Raw genomic sequence first — 15122 nt, forward strand, 5'->3', positions numbered from 1 at the left:
ACCCATTTGAAAGAAAGGTTATTCGAAAATGACCGTCTCTATCCTACGCACCGCTGACGCGTGGTGGGTGCAGACTCCCAACGGCGCGGCACGCATCCACACCGGCGCGACCACCACCGCCGAACTGCTCGGCGACCGCCGGGCCATCGATGAGGCCGCCGGGTCGACCGGCACCGTGCCGGTGGCCAACCTCGAACTGCTCTCCCCGGTCACCACGCCGTGCCGCTTGGTGGCCCAGGCCACCAACTACGCCTCGCACGTGCGGGACGTCGGGCGTGACCCGGCCAAGACGCCGCTGACCTTCTTCCGCAAGGCTTCCGGTTCCATCACGGGTCCGTTCGGCGACATCGTCAAGCCGGCCCACGTGAAACTGCTCGACTACGAGCTGGAGATCGGTCTGCTGATCGGTCGCGAGATTCCGGTGGGCACCGAGGTGACCGAGGCCAACCTGGCCGAGTTCGTCCACGGCCTGCTGGTGACCAACGACGTGTCCGCCCGCGACGTGCAGCTCACCAAAGCCCAGTTCTACGAATCGAAGTCGTACCCGACGTTCACCCCGATCGGCCCGGCGCTGGTCCTGGTCGACGCCGACGAACTCAAGCGCTTCGGCGACTTGCGGCTTCAGCTGCGGGTAAACGGCGAACTGCGTCAGAACATGGTGGTCGACGGCGACATGTTGTACCCGCCCGTCGAGGCGCTGCAGGCGCTGGCGAAGTTCCAGAAGCTGGAGGCTGGGGACATCGTGCTCACCGGCACCCCGGTCGGAACCGCGCTTACCGCGCGCGGAGTAGAGAACCCGCACCAGACGGACTTGATGACATTCCTTGCCGCCCAGGCAACCAACCCCAACTATCTGCATCACGGCGACGTCGTGGAGGCCACGGTGGCCACCGATGACGACGCCATCAACCTAGGCACGCAACGCAACAAGGTGGTCACCCGATGAACGCAAGCAGGAACCCACAATCCGACCCGGTCACCCTGCCGGACTTCGTCCCCGTGGTCATCATCGGCGCCGGCCCGACCGGCGTCACCGCGGCCACCCTGCTCGGCCAGTTCGGAATCTCGTGTCTGGTACTCGACCGACATGAATCCGTCTATCCCCTGCCGCGGGCGGTGCACGCAGACGACGAAATCTACCGCATTCTCGCCCGGCTGGGCGTCGCCGACGAGTTCGGCGCACACCGGCGGTCGGCGTTGGGACTTCGGTTGCTGGACAAGGACTTGCGTGTGCTGGCCGAGCTCAAGCGCAGCACCGAGCCCAGCGCCAACGGCTACCCGCAGATGAATATGTTCGACCAGCCCGAGTTGGAAGCGATGATGCGTACCAACCTCAAGCGCTACGACAACGTGGTGTTGCGGGGCGACGTGGAGGTCACCAGCGTGACCCAGAACAAGCCCGGCCGGGTTCGGGTCAGCTTCCTGGACCGCGTCCGAGGTGGGGAGCAGTCCGTCGAGGCAGCCTATGTCTTCGGCTGCGACGGCGCCAACAGCATTGTGCGCGCGTCGATCGGGTCGCAAATGTACGGGCTGCCGTTCCAACAGGACTGGGTGGTCATCGACGTCGACACCGACGCCGAACTCAACCAGTGGGAGGGGTGCCACCAACTGTGCAGCACCCAGCGCGCGGGCACCTACATGCGAGTCGGGCAGACCCGCTACCGCTGGGAGTTCCAGTTGCTCGACGGCGAGACGGCCGCGGACTACCAGACCATCGAGCACATCGAGCCGTTGATCGCGCCCTGGCTGGGTGAGATACCTGCGGAGGAGTTGCGCCTGGTTCGGGTCACCGCCTACACCTTCCGCGCGAAGGTGGCCAGTCGGTGGCGCGACCGTAATGTGTTCGTCCTCGGCGACGCCGCGCACCTCACGCCACCCTTCGTCGGCCAGGGCATGGCGGCGGGCCTTCGGGACGCGCTGAACCTGACCTGGAAGGTAGCCGGCGTGCTGGGTGAGAGCTTGCCCGAGAGTGTGTTAGACACCTACGAGCAGGAGCGCAAAGCCCATGCGGCCGCGATGATTTTGATGGCGGCGTCGGTGGGAGCGGCGATGACCGGCGGCGGCCGGCTGGGCGACCTGGTGCGTCAGGTGCTGTTCCCGCGGCTGGCGAGCTTCCGCCTGCCGGGCACCCGCACCAGCGTTGCCGACGGCGTGGCCCCTGGGCTGCACCGGTCGGAACTGGTGGTCAAGTCACGCATTCCGGGTCAGCTGGCCGGATCGCTGTGCCCCAACCCGATTCTGCGTGACGGCCTGCACCTCGATCAGATCGTCGGGAACCGATTCGCGGTGGTCACCTCCACGGCCCTGAGCCCGACGCAACAACAGGACCTCAGCAACCGGGGCGCCGCCGTTGTCGTCGTGACACCGGAAAGCCGGCTCGGGCGCTGGCTGAAGCAGGGCCGGGCGACCGCGGCAATTGTTCGACCCGATGGCGCAGTCATGCAGGCGGGCAAGGGTGTTCAGGCGCTCTGCGACGCTGTGCCGGCGTTCTCCGTGGGGCAGGGCTCCGACACCGAAAGTGAACGTCGATGATCGAGCTACTGGTGCTCAACGATGGCAAGCAGGAGATGCAGGCGGTGTCGCTGGACGGCACCCGGGTGCGGACCCTGATCGCCCAACTCGACGAGAGACCGGACGGCATCGTCGTCGACCAGTCACGCGGCCACGTCTACTGGACGAACATGGGCGCCCCCGACCCCGGGGGCGACCCGCGTTCGGAAACGGCCTACGCCCGCAACGGATCACTGGAACGCGCGGATCTCGACGGAGCCAACCGCGTCACCATCGTGCCGCGCGGGGCGTTCACCACCGGCAAACAGCTGGCCGCCGATTTCGACGCGGGTGTGCTGTATTGGTGCGACCGCGAGGGCATGCAGGTGCTGCGTTGTAACCTCGACGGCAGCGACCTGCGGCCGCTGGTCGTCACCGGGGTCGGCGACGCCGACGCGCAAACGATTGCCAACCACTGCGTCGGGATCGCCGTGGACCTGGAGCGCCAACTGCTGTACTGGACGCAGAAGGGCGCGCCAAAGGCGGGTGAGGGCAGGATCTTTCGAGCTCCACTCGACCTACCTGCGGGCATCAGCCCGCGACACCGCCCCGACGTCGAACTGCTGTGGAAGGACCTGCCGGAGCCGATCGACCTACATCTGTTCGATGGGCAAACGCTGGTGTGGACCGATCGCGGCGCCGAGCCGGACGGCAACACGCTCAACCGGGCGACGGTGCAGCCGGCCCTCGGTACGCCCGAGATCGTGTCGCGGGGATATCACGAGGCGATCGGCGTCGCCGCCATCTCCGACTCGGAATTCTACGTCGGCGACCTGGGGGGCGGGATCCGGTACGTCAACCTCGACACCGGCGTCGACACCGAGCTGTCACACCTTGGCTTTGGCCTCACCGGCCTCGCGTTGGCGGATCTGTGAGCTCTGCGCGGTTGGGAGATGAGGTGGCCACATGAGCGCGTGGATTGACTTCTGGCACAACCTCACTCCCGGGCAGGGCACGCTGCTGGGCGGCGCATTCGTGTTGTGCGCGGGCGTCACCGCGTTCAGCACGGGCGCGCTCGACCGCAGGTCAGAACACAAGCGATTCCATTACGAGGAGATGAAGACGCTCTACGTGGACGCCCTGAGGATCGGCCGGGACCTGGAGATAGTCAAGGCGCTCCCGCCGGAGGTTCGCCGAGAAGTGCTCGTGGACAAGGCCGATGCGATCGACAGGGTGATCAGCGAGCTCGCGGTGACCGGTAATTTTCAAACGGCCGATATTGCCATCGCGTATGCCTACCAGCAGTCCGTCCAACTTGGCGAATGGGTAAGGCAGGTCGAGGGTGACGGTGGCGCGACTGCACAGATCCAGAAGTGGCTGGACACTCTGCCGGAGCAACATCGGGCCGCGCTGCAGATCTACGAAGAGGTGACGGTCAATCGGCGCGACGTGGTGCAGGCGGTACGCAAAGAGTTGGGATTGTATGTGCCCGTGCTGTCGCGGTACCGACGCGCGCTGCGAGAAACGCTGAGAGCAGAGCGGTTTCCGCTCAACTGACGCACGCCCGGAATTAGCGCACCCCCATCACATCGTGGCGCGCTTTAAGCGCCCTATCCGATGTACCTCTGGCCGGGAAGCACGTTCGGCCGCATCAGCGATCGCAGTGTCGTGCCCTCCGTCGCTGCCCCGCCTCGCTGGGCCGCGCCGGGTGCGAGGTTCGCCGGAGCGGTGGCCACGCCGAGCGGCGGCGATCCGCCGAGGGCGGTTTCACCGACGAGATTGACCGGTAATGCATGGGGCGCAGCGCCATTTGCCGATGCGAGCGACCCCCAGGCCGGCGGCGCCGACAAGGCCCCCACGGTGGCCGCACGGCCTACCCCGGCGGACACGGCGCCTTCGACCTGAACCGAGCCCGCCGAGGCAAGCGTGGTCGCCACCTTGCCGAGTCCGGCGCTGACGTCGGTCAACGCCGTCGCCGTCGAGTCGGCGCCGGAATTCGCCAAGGAGGCAGCCGACAGGATGATCGACGGGATCGTCGAGAACGCACTGATCCCGGAGTTGACGTGGTCAGGCGCCAGTGCACTGTTTATGTCGTCGACGATCTGCTGGATAATCGTGGTGGCCGACGGCCCGGTGGAATTTCCGGCGGCATCGGTGACCGCGGCGCTTTGGGCTTCCAAACCGGCCGGGTTGGTGTTGTGTTGCGGCGCGGTGAACGGCGTCAGGGTAGTCGCGGCGGCCGATGACGCGGCATAACCGTACATGGCCGCCGCGTCCTGAGCCCACATCTCGGCATACTGAGCCTCGGTCGCCATGATGACCGCGGCGTTGATCCCCAAAAAATTGGTGGCAATGAGCGCGGCCAGCTGCGCCCGGTTGGCCGCGATCGCCGGCGGCGGCACCGTAGCGGAAAACGCCGTCTCGAAGGCGGATACGGCGCCCTGCGCCTGGTTGGCGGCTTGCTGTGCCTGGTCGGCTACGCCGCTCAACCAGGTGACGTAGGTTGTTGCTGCGGCAGCCATCGACAGTGACGACGGGCCACGCCAGCTTTGGGCGGTCAGCCCGGAGACCACCGCGGAGTACGACTGCGCGGCCGAGTAGAGGTCGGCCGCCAGCTTCTCCCACGCTGCCGCGGCGGCCACTAAAGACCCCGGCCCGGGGCCGGAATACATTCGCCCGCTGTTGATTTCTGGCGGCAAGGTCCCATAGTCCATGGCTTCGCCCCGAATCAGCGGGCCGTCGCAACGGCCAGCGCTTTAGTCCGTCTGATCACGAAACCCATTCCTGTTCTCGTAATAGCTAATTCGCGGGTGTGTCCGCGGGCGACCGAGGCGTGGTGCTTAGGTTGGAGCTCGACAACGAGGCTCAGTGAAAGTTTGCGGCTTCGCGGCTGCGGTGTCGTCAGGGCTAGCGGCCCATTTGCCTTCCCGCTAACGGTAATTCGTGCACCCTGGCTACCCGCACTACAGTCGCTTGGAGCGACGAGTTATTCAGCGCCAAACGAATTGGGCGCGGTTACTGGAGCGCCAATCCGTAAATGGCGCTAGCGGGCATCTAGCCGACAGTCCCCAGGGCGCCGCGGATCGCGGCACCTGACAAATCGGCTTTGGGGATAAATGCCAAAGCTGGGCTGTCGGAAACCAACTCGGCGAAGTCCTCTTCGGCGTGCGTGGAAATCAAGATGGTCCGAACCGATGTGCCGAGCCCATTTCGGTGCAGCTGGTCGACGAGTTCGAAGCCACTCTCATCCCCGAGATTGACATCGACGAGCGTCACGTCGGGCCGCAGCTCTTCGACACACTGCAAACCCTCCGCGAACGACGTTGCTACCGCAACCACGTTGATTCCCTCATGGCTGAGCAACCGTTTCGCCGCATCGAGGAAATCGCGATTGTCATCGACGATGATGCACCGCGTTCGATCACTCGCTGTCACGAATCCAGTCTGGGGTAGTCGCGAGTCCGTTGCATGGAGGCTAGCTGGAAACGTGTGGTGAGTCGGCAGGAATTCGTGCGCCGGTTAGCGGAAGCGTCCCGCGGAATGGTCTGGCCGTGCGGGCGGGGCATGGCCGAATACCGGCTACCCGGCAGAGGCTGACTGTGGTTGACGGGCAGTGCCGACGGCCGCCAGCGGGGCAGACGTGAGTCGGCGCGGGCGCAATCGTGAAGCGGGAAGCCGAAAGGCGCCGTTCACCCACCGACACGAGAGGTGCGCCATGACCCTGCCCGCCGAATTGACTGCCGACGCGGAGCCCACGGCCGAGTTCGAACGCCGAGTCGCCCCCGTTCTTGGCGACCTGCACCGGCATGCGATGCGGATGACCCGTCACCGCGCCGACGCCGAAGATCTTGTCCAGGACACAATGGCGAGCGCCTTCGCCGCCTTCGGTTCCTTGCGTCCCGACAGCACCATCTCAGCGTGGTTGTACCGAATTCTGGTCAACACACACATCAGCAATTGCCGCAAAATGCGGCGCCGCCCGGCGTTGGTTTCGGCGGATCGCATGACGGAGCGGGACCTGATGGCGAGCTCCGCGCATTCGGCCGGGTACCTGCCCTCGGCGGAAGATCAAGCCCTCCAACGCCTCGGTGACCAGGATGTCATTGCCGCGCTGCGCACCCTGCCCGAACTGCTCCGCATCACGGTGTACTACGCGGATGTCGAAGGGCTGGGGTGCAAGGAAATCGCGTTGCTGATGGACGCGCCGGTCGGAACCGTCGGGTCGCGCCTGCATCGGGGGCGCCGCCAGCTACGGGGGCTGCTGGCCGACCGACGCGGGCGCGAAGCCTGCTATGCTGCACCAGGTTTGGCGCAAACGGCATGACGCCGCGGTCGGGAGTTCTAGGTCCTTGACCGCCCGGGACTCAGCGGGAGTCAAGAAACGTGATGACCGCGCGGACACGACGATGGTCGTCGTCGGTCTCCGGCAAGCCCAGTTTGGTGAGAATGCTGCGGACATGTTTCTCCACAGTGCCCTCGGTCACCCATAGCCGGCGCGCGATGCCGGCATTGGATCGGCCCTCCGCCATCAACCCCAGCACTTCGAGTTCACGCGGCGACAAGGCGGCCAGCGGATCGTCTCTTCGCCGACCCGACACCAGCTCCTGCACCACCGCCGGATCGATCACCGATGCGCCCTTGGCGATCCGCCGCAGCGTGTCGACGAAATCGGCCACATCGGTCACCCGACTCTTGAGCAGATACCCGATACCGCGACCGCTGGCCAGCAGTTCCATCGCATGCTCGACGTCGACGTGGGCCGATAGCACCAGGATCCCCGTGTCGGGTAGCTCCTGGTGGATCACCCGGGCGGCCTCGAGCCCCTCGGTCGTGTGGGTGGGCGGCATACGAATGTCAACGACCACCACGTCGGGACTGGTCTTGCGCACCAGCGCGAGTAGCTCGACGGCATTGCCGACCTGGCCGACCACGGTAAAGCCCGACCGCTCGAGCAGGCTGGCGACCCCTTCTCGCAGCAGAGCTTCGTCGTCGGCGAGCACCGCGCGCAGCGAGGCCGGTGCCATGTCGGCCGCGGCAGTGCTGGATTCCGTCGTCAACGCCTGGTACTCCCGCCTTGCGTGCCTGAGGAATCATCTTGCACCGCGATATGGGTGATTTCCAGCGATCAACGATGACAGCTGGTCGCCGCGGCGACGACCCGGCGTTTTGCAAACAGCATCGTGAGGTCGCAGACGTGCACTGGACGGTCTAACTCGGCGAGCACCCGCCCGATCGTTCTTGGGTCGTGTACGCCCGGCGCGGGCGGTTTGCGTGCGCGGGCCGGGGGTACCCGTTTTGTTATGACCAAGTTCGGCTACACCTTGATGACGGAGCAGAACGGACCCAAAGACCTTGTCCAGTACGCTGTTTCGGCTGAGCAGCGCGGGTTCGACTTCGAGGTCTGCAGCGATCATTTCTCCCCGTGGCTGACCTCACAGGGGCATGCGCCCAACGCCTGGGCGGTGCTGGGCGCGGTGGCACATGCGACCGAGCGGGTCGACTTGTACACCTATGTGACATGTCCGACGATGCGGTACCACCCCGCGGTCGTCGCTCAGCAGGCCGCCACCGTGCAGATTCTCGCCGACGGGCGGTTCACCCTTGGGCTGGGAAGCGGTGAGAACCTCAACGAGCACGTCGTCGGTAAAGGTTGGCCCACCGTCGAACGGCGCCAAGACATGCTGCGCGAAGCCATCGAAATCATTCGAGAGCTGTTCGGCGGCCGGCTGGTGAACTGGCGCGGTGACTACTTTCAGGTGGACTCCGCACGGCTGTGGGATGTGCCCGACGCTCCGGTCGGCATCGGTGTGGCGATGAGTGGCCCGCAAAGTGTCGAGAAATTCGCCAAGCTCGCCGACCATCTGATCGCGGTGCAACCCGACCAGGACCTGGTGGACTCCTGGCATGCCACCCGGCAGGCCGCCAACGGAGCCGAATGCGGCCGGGTGGTCGGGCAGATTCCGGTGTGCTGGGACCCCGACCGCGACGCCGCGATCGCACGCGCGCACGACCAGTTCCGATGGTTCGGCGGGGGCTGGGCGGTCAACGCCGACTTGCCGACACCCGCCGGTTTCGCCGGCGCGACCCAGTTTGTGCGAGCCGAAGACATCGCCGATGCCATTCCGTGCGGACCGGACCTGGACGCGATCGTGGACGCCGTGCGGACGTACTGGGAGGCCGGCTTCACCGATATCGCGCTGATTCAGATCGGCGGGCAGACCCAAGATCTGTTCCTCAAAGAAGCGGCAGAACCTTTGCTGGCCGCCCTGCGGGCGGCATCGCCTTAGGCGCGCGTTTGATGAGTTCGGCCTTACGCACCACACGCAACGGCGCAACCTACGCCGTCTAACCGTGAAGGAGAATACGATGGCAAACGAACTGCAGGGCAAGACAATCGCCATTCTGGCCGCCGACGGCGTGGAAAAGGTGGAACTCGAGCAGCCACGCGCGGTCCTCAAGCAAGCGGGTGCGCGCGTCGAGGTCCTCTCGCTCAAGGCCGGTGAAATCCAGGCGCGCGAACATGATCTCGAACCCGCCGGACGATTCACGGTCGACCGTGCGGTGTCGGACGCCTCGGTGGACGAGTTCGACGGACTGGTACTGCCGGGCGGCACGGTGAACCCCGACAAACTGCGCAATGACGCGACCGCGGTCTCGTTCGTTCGCGACTTCGTCGGGTCGGGAAAGCCGGTGGGGGCTATCTGCCACGGGCCGTGGACGCTGGTCGAGGCCGGGGTGACGGCTGGGCGCAAACTCACCTCCTATCCGAGCATTCGCACCGACCTGCGCAATGCCGGCGCGGAGGTGGTCGACGAGGAGGTCGTCGTCGACGGCAACCTGATCACCAGTCGTTCCCCGTCGGACCTGCCGGCATTCTGCTCTACGCTGGTTAAGCAATTCGCGGACGCAACAACGGGTTAGGCCTCGCCAGGCGGGTTTGGCGTTTTAACGCATTGTTTGTGGGCATTACCCACAAAATGCCGTGACCGCCACGGTGATCTCCCGAAAGGCCCGCCGTTGACGAGCACGTACCCCGTTACCGCCGAGGTTTTAGCTGAGCCGACTGTGTACCAGCCACAAGCCGATTCCCGATTACTGGTTCGCGCAATGCAATACAGCGGACTGATTCCCGGTCGTCGGGTCCTGGATCTGTGTACCGGCAGCGGGTTCGCCGCGATTGCCGCAGCCGAAATGGGTTGTGCCAGTGTGACGGCATTCGATATCTGTCCGCACGCGGTGGATTCCACCCAGGGCAATGCGATCGTCGCGGGTGTCGACATCGACGTCCGGGAAGGCTCATGGATCGCCGCCCTCCGATGCGCACCGTTCGAGGTGGTGGTGGCCAACCCGCCCTACGTGCCCACCCCGCCGCAGGACGACGTCGACGTGGTCTCACCGGGTGTCGGCCCTTCGTGGGCGTGGAATGCCGGCAGGGACGGCCGGCGGGTGCTGGATCCGCTTTGTGCAGCGGCATCAGACTTGTTGTGCGACGGCGGGTCCCTGCTGCTGGTGCAGTCGGCCCTGGCCGGCATCCACCGTTCGCTGGACTACTTGCGGTCTACCGGGTTGGATGCCGATGTCGTTGCGTCCGAACGCATTCCATTCGGGCCCGTGCTGTCGCAGCGCGCGGGTTGGCTGGAGCAGATCGGCCTGGTGCCGCAGGGCTGCCGGGAAGAGGACCTGGTGGTGATCCGGGCGGACAAGCGATGACCGGGATACGGGTACGTGTGGTCCCCAAGGGGCCCATCCTGCTACCGGGTCCGGTGCGTATCGAAGTCGACGACGGCCGGGTGGTCGAATCCGACCGGTTCATGGTGGCCATCTGCACCTGTGGGCGCAGTCGCGAATACCCGTTGTGCGACACCAGCCACCGGCGCTGCCGGCACGTCGAAGGCGTTGGCAAGAAGCCTAATTGAGCGGTCGCCGCAACGAGGTCTGGTCCTGCTTCCAGGACGTCATGATCGTATCGGCGAGGCGATCCTCGACCGCAGCGAGTGCCCGCATCCCGAAAACGATGTCGCGGTCCAGCTCCGGTTCGCGGGCCACCAGATCGCCCACCACATCGAAGCGCACCACCTGTTCGTGCACGGCGTCGGCCTCGACGTGTTCGCGGTAGAACGCGACGCACGCCGGGGGTGCGCCCATCCGCTCGAGCGCCTGGGCCATCCGTCGGGAACCTGGCGACGACGTGATCTCCGTGGCAGCGAAATGTCCGATCGCCGCGCCGCGCAGCCGCCGGTGCAGGCCGAACAATGACATCAGGTTGACCACCGCAAGCGCTTCGGCGGGCACGGCGTCCAGGTATCCCAGGTAGGTCGTGTCCAGATCGGCCGCCGCCAGCAGGTCCGAGAAGAGCTGTTGGTGTGCTCGGTGGCCCTGCCCGGCGCCGTACTCGTCGTATTCGATCGCCACGAATGCCGCCTTGGCGCCGCCCGTCAGCCGGGGGATGGCCCAGGCATGCGGATCCCCCTCCTTGAGGTGGTACATCGATCGATGCACGAAGTATTCGCGCATCTGTTGCCAGGTCCCGCTGTCGCGCAGATAGTAGGACGGCCCGGTGCCGTCGACGGGTTCGACGGAAATCGCGTCCATCTCCGCCGTCGCGGTCCGGTCGGGATCGATCGGGCCGACATCGCGACGCACACCCGCCAGAAAGGCACGTTCGAGTTCGGCGCGCAGTCGCAGCAGGTCGGGATTCCACTCCCAGGTGGGATCCACGCCCGCAAAACCCCGGTAGTGCAGCTCGTAGCACATGCACAGCGCCAGCTGCAGGTCGAGGCCGTAGGGATCCGAATCGCCCACCGATGAGCCGATCCGCGCAAGGTGGTCTACGGACGGCGGCCCGGCCAGCGCCCGATGTACGGCCGTCGACAGTGGTCCATGTGCCGCCGGTAGGGCGGGTTCGATGCTGATCGACGCGCGAGTCACGTCGTTGGACATACCACGAACGGGGTCATGGCAAACGGTGCCCTTTCTAGCGGCCACCGGACCAGTCGTCGGCGCCGGCGGGTGCTGCCGGTAGCCGGAAGGCGATGTCCACGACGGTTCCGGTTGAGCTGCTGTCGATCTCCATCATGTCACTGATCGCCCTCATCAGGATCAGGCCGCGTCCGCTGTTGCCCGGGTTGATCGCCGGCGGTTTCCAGGAACCGCGGTCCGTGATGCGGGCACGGACTTGGCCGTCCACGGTTTTGACTTCGAGCAGGGTTGTCCCGAGGCCGTGTCCGCGGTAGGCGTGCTCGACGCAGTTGGTGCATCCCTCGTTGACGACCAGCACGATGTCGTCGATGAGTTCGTCCGGGACATCAGCGGCCCTGAGCCAGTCGGCCAGCCGATGCCGGATGCTGGCCAATTCGTCTGCGATAGCGTGTGTTTCTATCCGAAGCGGTGCCAGCTGGTGCCGGTAGATCACCATCGCCACATCGTCGTCGTATCCTGCCACCGGCGCCAGCTCGCGCAGCACCGCATCGGCGACGGCGTCCAACGGCAACGTCCTTGTCTCCACCAAAACGTCTGCGGCGCGGGTTATTCCGTCGTCAAGCGACTCGTGTTTGCGTTCCACCAATCCGTCGGTGAACACCATCAGCGTCGAGCCGGACGGCAGCCGCCGGGAAATCTGCGGGCGAGGGTCGTCTCGAAGGACCGCGAGTGGCACCGACCGGGCATCGGTGAGCACCGTCGTGCCCGACGGCCCGGCGAGCACCGCGGGCATATGACCGGCATTGCTGTACTCCAAAACGCCGGATTCGGTATCCAGGATCGCGAGAAAAACAGTGGTGCAGTACGCATTCGGAATGAGCGAGGCCGCCAGGTCGAGTTGTTCGAGCACCGCTGCGGGACCGGCGCCGTTGATCAATAGCGCGCGCGCCGAGCTGCGCAACTGACCCATGATCGCCGCGGCGGGCAGGCCCCGCCCCACGCAGTCGCCGACGACGATGCCGATGCGGTGATCGCCGATCGACAGCACGTCGTACCAGTCGCCGCCGATCTCCAATGGCGGGACGGCGGGCTCGTAGCGCATCACGAATCCCGGCGGCGACTCGATGGGCGGCAACATCGCGCGCTGCAACGTCAGCGATGTCTCACGGGCACTCTCGAATTGGCGCACATGCTGCATGGCCAGACTCAGATGACCGATCAGCACCGTGATCAACAGCCGATCCTCCGCACTGAGCCACCGTGGTGCGCCGAGCTCCAGCCACAGGGCAAGGTCTCCGGTCCCGGAGAGCACCGCGACCAATCCCTGCGCCTTGCCCGGCTTATTAGGGCGCTCAACGGTTTTGGCCGTCAGCGGCAGCTGATGGCGGGCGTCCTGAAAGGTGTCGCGCAACCAGGGATCCAGTCCGCGCCAGGTTGTCACGGCGGGCTCGCCCGCCACCTGAACCGTCGGTTCGCCGTCGCCGGCCGGCCAGGTCACGGCGATCACCCGCTGGACGCCGATCGCCGTGCGGCATTCGTCGAGGGTGATCGCCAGTAGCTCGGCAACGCTTTTGGCTACCGCCACGGCGGTGGCCAGCCGCAAGACCGCACTCTCGCGAGCCGCGAATGCCCGTTCCGCGGTGACGTCGCGAACCGTGCCCACGTAGACCGCTTGGGCGGTTTCGGATTCCTTGACGGCATTGATGCTGACCATCACCCAGGCCAGATGCCCGTCCCGATGCCGAATCGGTGTCTCGTACTGGGTGCCGCCTTCGCTGCGGACCCGGGATTGGTGTTCTCGCGCGGTCTTCTTGTCGACCAGCCATGGGTGTGGCCACCGGTAGGGCAAGCCCTCGGTGGGGTAGCCGAGGATCTCGATGAAGGCGTTGTTCACCTCGATGATCGAGCCCTCATGATCGGCGACGAAGAAGCCTTCCTGCAACGAATTCACAAGAGCGGTACGGAATTTGTCTCGGTCGGCGAGTCCGTCGGCCCGGGCTCGCTGCTCCGCGTAGCGCTTGGTGCCGTCCAGGAATCCCCGAGTTGCGACGTCGAGCGGCGCCAGGGTCTGCAGCAGGAATTCCAGCGCGACCGGTGCATCGGTTTGAATGTCCGTGGACAGCTCGAGGACCAGGCGCACATGTTGCTCGATGATGTCGAGCATGCTGACTTGTTCCTGCAGTGCCCGCCGGCCAAGTTCGTGGCCGACGGCCAGGATGCTGTCGTCGCGCGCCTCCAGATAGGTGCGCAGCGCGGCGAGATACTGGGCGTGAAAGTCGTCTGCATCGGTCATGTGGAGGCTCCCCTGTGACGCACGGCGAGCACCATAGCGTCGTCCGTCTCCTTCGCATGCTTACCCAGAATGTGGTCGGCGATCACCATGGCCGACGCGGCGAAGTCGATGTGGTCCAGGTGATCCTCGGCGATGCCATCGCTGGCCAGCACGATCAGGTCGCCGACTCGCAGTGAAACCACCTGAGCAGGCCTGATTTCCGGGATCCGATAGCCGACGATGCCGGCGGCAAGGCGTGCACTGGACCGAATGTGGACGCCGGTCACATCTTTGGAGACGAGGTGGGCGCTGACATTTCCCACCCCGGTCCAGGTGAGCGTTTTCGCCTCGAAATCCACTCGCGCCAACGTCATGGCGACTCCTCTGGTCCCACCCAACACACGGTGGCACAGCTGGATCAGGACCTCGAGTCGTTCGCCGGGGGTCCGCTGGACCGCGTCGACGGCACGCATCGCGGCGCTGGCGGCAGCAGGGCCGTGGCCGAGGCCGTCGACCACACCGAACAGAGCGGCGTTGTTATCGACGGCGACCGCGATTTTTCGGTCGCCGCTGGTGTTTTCGCCGGGTAGTGGGCGCCCCGCGTTCGCCCACTCGAAAGGCCCTAGTCGACCGTTTTCACGCACGATCGGGAACCCATTTCCACATTTCGATGACTGTTCCCTTGCCGAGTGCGGATTCCACGATCAGCCGGTCCATCAAACGGCGTGCCCCGGGCAGGCCCATGCCCAGCCCGCGACCCGTCGAGTAACCGTCCTCCATCGCCCGCTCGACGTCGGCGATGCCCGGGCCGTCATCCTCGGCGCGAACGACCAGTGCCTGGCGGCCGTCGCGATCCCCGACCGTGACCCGCACCGCGCCGCGGCCCGCGTAGCTGGTGATGTTTCGTGCGATTTCGGAGATCGCCGTCGAGATCATCGTGACGTCGGTCAGCGAAAACCCGAGTTCTAGGGCGAGCTGGTGTCCGGCTTTGCGGGCTTCGACGATGTCGTCGGGATTATTGATAGCGACGATGATGTCACACGCCACCGTCGCGCCCGATCGTTGATTTACCCAGCCCCCGTGAGCGATTCAGCAGCGCGATGCCTTCTTCGAGGTCCAGGGCGGTGTTCATATCGTCGAAGGTCAGCCCCAGTTGGACCATCGCGAACGCGACCTCCGGGGACAGGCCCACGATCACGGTCTCGGCGCCGCGCAGCCGGGTCATGTGAGCGATCGTCCGCAGTGAGCGGGCCGCAAAGGAATCCATCACGTCGATCGCGGTGACGTCGACGATGATGCCCTGGGCCCGGAACCGGCTGACCCGCTCCATCAGGTCGTATCGAAGTCGCTCGGTGTCGGAGTCGGACAGGGCCGCCTGCACCGTGGCGATCAGGATCGAGCCCTGCTTCAGGATGGGTACTGGCATGCGCTGCCCGTGTCA

17 protein-coding genes are annotated in these 15122 nt (G+C 65.7%); 9 read left to right on the forward strand and 8 right to left on the reverse strand.

The window, feature by feature from the left end:
- Positions 1-28: 28 nt before the first annotated feature.
- The 4 genes from SKC41_RS09315 to SKC41_RS09330 are packed head-to-tail and all read left to right on the forward strand — an operon-like array spanning position 29 to position 4047.
- Positions 29-946: a fumarylacetoacetate hydrolase family protein gene (locus tag SKC41_RS09315; RefSeq protein WP_330977364.1), complete on the forward strand. Its 918-nt coding sequence runs from the start codon at positions 29-31 to the stop codon at positions 944-946.
- Positions 943-2532: a bifunctional 3-(3-hydroxy-phenyl)propionate/3-hydroxycinnamic acid hydroxylase MhpA gene (gene mhpA, locus SKC41_RS09320; RefSeq protein WP_330977365.1), complete on the forward strand. Its 1590-nt coding sequence runs from the start codon at positions 943-945 to the stop codon at positions 2530-2532. The genes SKC41_RS09315 and mhpA overlap by 4 nt, the downstream gene beginning before the upstream one ends.
- A complete protein-coding gene (locus tag SKC41_RS09325; protein WP_330977366.1) occupies positions 2529-3425 on the forward strand; it encodes a hypothetical protein in 897 nt (298 codons plus the stop codon). Before mhpA ends, SKC41_RS09325 begins: the two co-directional genes overlap by 4 nt.
- A gap of 31 nt (positions 3426-3456) precedes the next feature.
- Complete coding sequence (locus tag SKC41_RS09330; protein WP_330977367.1) at positions 3457-4047, forward strand: hypothetical protein; 591 nt, start codon at positions 3457-3459, stop codon at positions 4045-4047.
- A 53-nt stretch (positions 4048-4100) separates the two neighbouring features.
- Here SKC41_RS09330 and SKC41_RS09335 read toward each other — a convergent pair whose 3' ends face one another.
- Positions 4101-5204, reverse strand: coding sequence for a PPE family protein (locus SKC41_RS09335; RefSeq protein WP_330977368.1), 1104 nt, complete (start codon positions 5202-5204; stop codon positions 4101-4103).
- A 340-nt stretch (positions 5205-5544) separates the two neighbouring features.
- Entirely contained in the window at positions 5545-5925 is a 381-nt protein-coding gene (locus tag SKC41_RS09340; RefSeq protein WP_330977369.1) for a response regulator, read from the reverse strand.
- A gap of 280 nt (positions 5926-6205) precedes the next feature.
- Here SKC41_RS09340 and SKC41_RS09345 point away from each other — a divergent pair, with 280 nt between their 5' ends.
- Positions 6206-6814 carry a sigma-70 family RNA polymerase sigma factor gene (locus SKC41_RS09345; protein WP_330977370.1) on the forward strand — a complete coding sequence of 203 codons (609 nt, stop codon included), beginning with the start codon at positions 6206-6208 and terminating at the stop codon, positions 6812-6814.
- Between the two features lie 40 nt (positions 6815-6854).
- Here SKC41_RS09345 and SKC41_RS09350 read toward each other — a convergent pair whose 3' ends face one another.
- The gene (locus SKC41_RS09350) at positions 6855-7514 is read right to left on the reverse strand and encodes a response regulator transcription factor (protein WP_330978816.1); all 660 of its coding nucleotides are present in this window, start codon (positions 7512-7514) and stop codon (positions 6855-6857) included.
- Between the two features lie 276 nt (positions 7515-7790).
- Between SKC41_RS09350 and SKC41_RS09355 the strand changes: the two genes are divergently transcribed.
- From SKC41_RS09355 to SKC41_RS09370, 4 genes are all read left to right on the forward strand, one after another.
- On the forward strand, positions 7791-8777 hold the full coding sequence (locus SKC41_RS09355) for an LLM class F420-dependent oxidoreductase (RefSeq protein ID WP_330977371.1): 987 nt from the start codon (positions 7791-7793) through the stop codon (positions 8775-8777).
- Between the two features lie 79 nt (positions 8778-8856).
- Entirely contained in the window at positions 8857-9411 is a 555-nt protein-coding gene (locus SKC41_RS09360) for a type 1 glutamine amidotransferase domain-containing protein (protein WP_330977372.1), read from the forward strand.
- Between the two features lie 96 nt (positions 9412-9507).
- Positions 9508-10200 (forward strand): HemK2/MTQ2 family protein methyltransferase, encoded by a 693-nt coding sequence (locus SKC41_RS09365; RefSeq protein ID WP_330977373.1) that lies wholly within the window; start codon positions 9508-9510, stop codon positions 10198-10200.
- Entirely contained in the window at positions 10197-10406 is a 210-nt protein-coding gene (locus tag SKC41_RS09370; protein ID WP_330977374.1) for a CDGSH iron-sulfur domain-containing protein, read from the forward strand. The genes SKC41_RS09365 and SKC41_RS09370 overlap by 4 nt, the downstream gene beginning before the upstream one ends.
- Here SKC41_RS09370 and SKC41_RS09375 read toward each other — a convergent pair.
- Genes SKC41_RS09375 through SKC41_RS09395 form a run of 5 tightly spaced genes read right to left on the reverse strand, consistent with a single transcriptional unit; the run spans position 10399 to position 15107 of the window.
- A complete protein-coding gene (locus SKC41_RS09375; protein ID WP_330978817.1) occupies positions 10399-11418 on the reverse strand; it encodes an iron-containing redox enzyme family protein in 1020 nt (339 codons plus the stop codon). The two genes, SKC41_RS09370 and SKC41_RS09375, sit on opposite strands and share 8 nt — an antisense overlap.
- A 46-nt stretch (positions 11419-11464) precedes the next feature.
- Entirely contained in the window at positions 11465-13702 is a 2238-nt protein-coding gene (locus SKC41_RS09380; protein ID WP_330977375.1) for a SpoIIE family protein phosphatase, read from the reverse strand.
- Entirely contained in the window at positions 13699-14325 is a 627-nt protein-coding gene (locus SKC41_RS09385) for a SpoIIE family protein phosphatase (protein WP_330977376.1), read from the reverse strand. Before SKC41_RS09385 ends, SKC41_RS09380 begins: the two co-directional genes overlap by 4 nt.
- Positions 14318-14728 carry an anti-sigma regulatory factor gene (locus tag SKC41_RS09390; RefSeq protein ID WP_330977377.1) on the reverse strand — a complete coding sequence of 137 codons (411 nt, stop codon included), beginning with the start codon at positions 14726-14728 and terminating at the stop codon, positions 14318-14320. The genes SKC41_RS09385 and SKC41_RS09390 overlap by 8 nt, the downstream gene beginning before the upstream one ends.
- On the reverse strand, positions 14718-15107 hold the full coding sequence (locus tag SKC41_RS09395; RefSeq protein ID WP_330977378.1) for an STAS domain-containing protein: 390 nt from the start codon (positions 15105-15107) through the stop codon (positions 14718-14720). Before SKC41_RS09395 ends, SKC41_RS09390 begins: the two co-directional genes overlap by 11 nt.
- Positions 15108-15122: the final 15 nt, after the last annotated feature.

This window comes from Mycobacterium sp. 050128, assembly GCF_036409155.1.
Classification (GTDB): Bacteria; Actinomycetota; Actinomycetes; order Mycobacteriales; family Mycobacteriaceae; genus Mycobacterium.

Coding starts and splice junctions, on each gene's coding strand:
- SKC41_RS09315 (WP_330977364.1), top strand. CDS start 29: ATGACCGTCTCTATCCTACGCACCGCTGACGCGTGGTGGGTGCAGACT.
- SKC41_RS09370 (WP_330977374.1), top strand. CDS start 10,197: ATGACCGGGATACGGGTACGTGTGGTCCCCAAGGGGCCCATCCTGCTA.
- SKC41_RS09355 (WP_330977371.1), top strand. CDS start 7,791: ATGACCAAGTTCGGCTACACCTTGATGACGGAGCAGAACGGACCCAAA.
- SKC41_RS09380 (WP_330977375.1), bottom strand. CDS start 13,702: ATGACCGATGCAGACGACTTTCACGCCCAGTATCTCGCCGCGCTGCGC.
- mhpA (WP_330977365.1), top strand. CDS start 943: ATGAACGCAAGCAGGAACCCACAATCCGACCCGGTCACCCTGCCGGAC.
- SKC41_RS09330 (WP_330977367.1), top strand. CDS start 3,457: ATGAGCGCGTGGATTGACTTCTGGCACAACCTCACTCCCGGGCAGGGC.
- SKC41_RS09335 (WP_330977368.1), bottom strand. CDS start 5,204: ATGGACTATGGGACCTTGCCGCCAGAAATCAACAGCGGGCGAATGTAT.
- SKC41_RS09395 (WP_330977378.1), bottom strand. CDS start 15,107: ATGCCAGTACCCATCCTGAAGCAGGGCTCGATCCTGATCGCCACGGTG.
- SKC41_RS09345 (WP_330977370.1), top strand. CDS start 6,206: ATGACCCTGCCCGCCGAATTGACTGCCGACGCGGAGCCCACGGCCGAG.
- SKC41_RS09350 (WP_330978816.1), bottom strand. CDS start 7,514: ATGGCACCGGCCTCGCTGCGCGCGGTGCTCGCCGACGACGAAGCTCTG.
- SKC41_RS09325 (WP_330977366.1), top strand. CDS start 2,529: ATGATCGAGCTACTGGTGCTCAACGATGGCAAGCAGGAGATGCAGGCG.
- SKC41_RS09360 (WP_330977372.1), top strand. CDS start 8,857: ATGGCAAACGAACTGCAGGGCAAGACAATCGCCATTCTGGCCGCCGAC.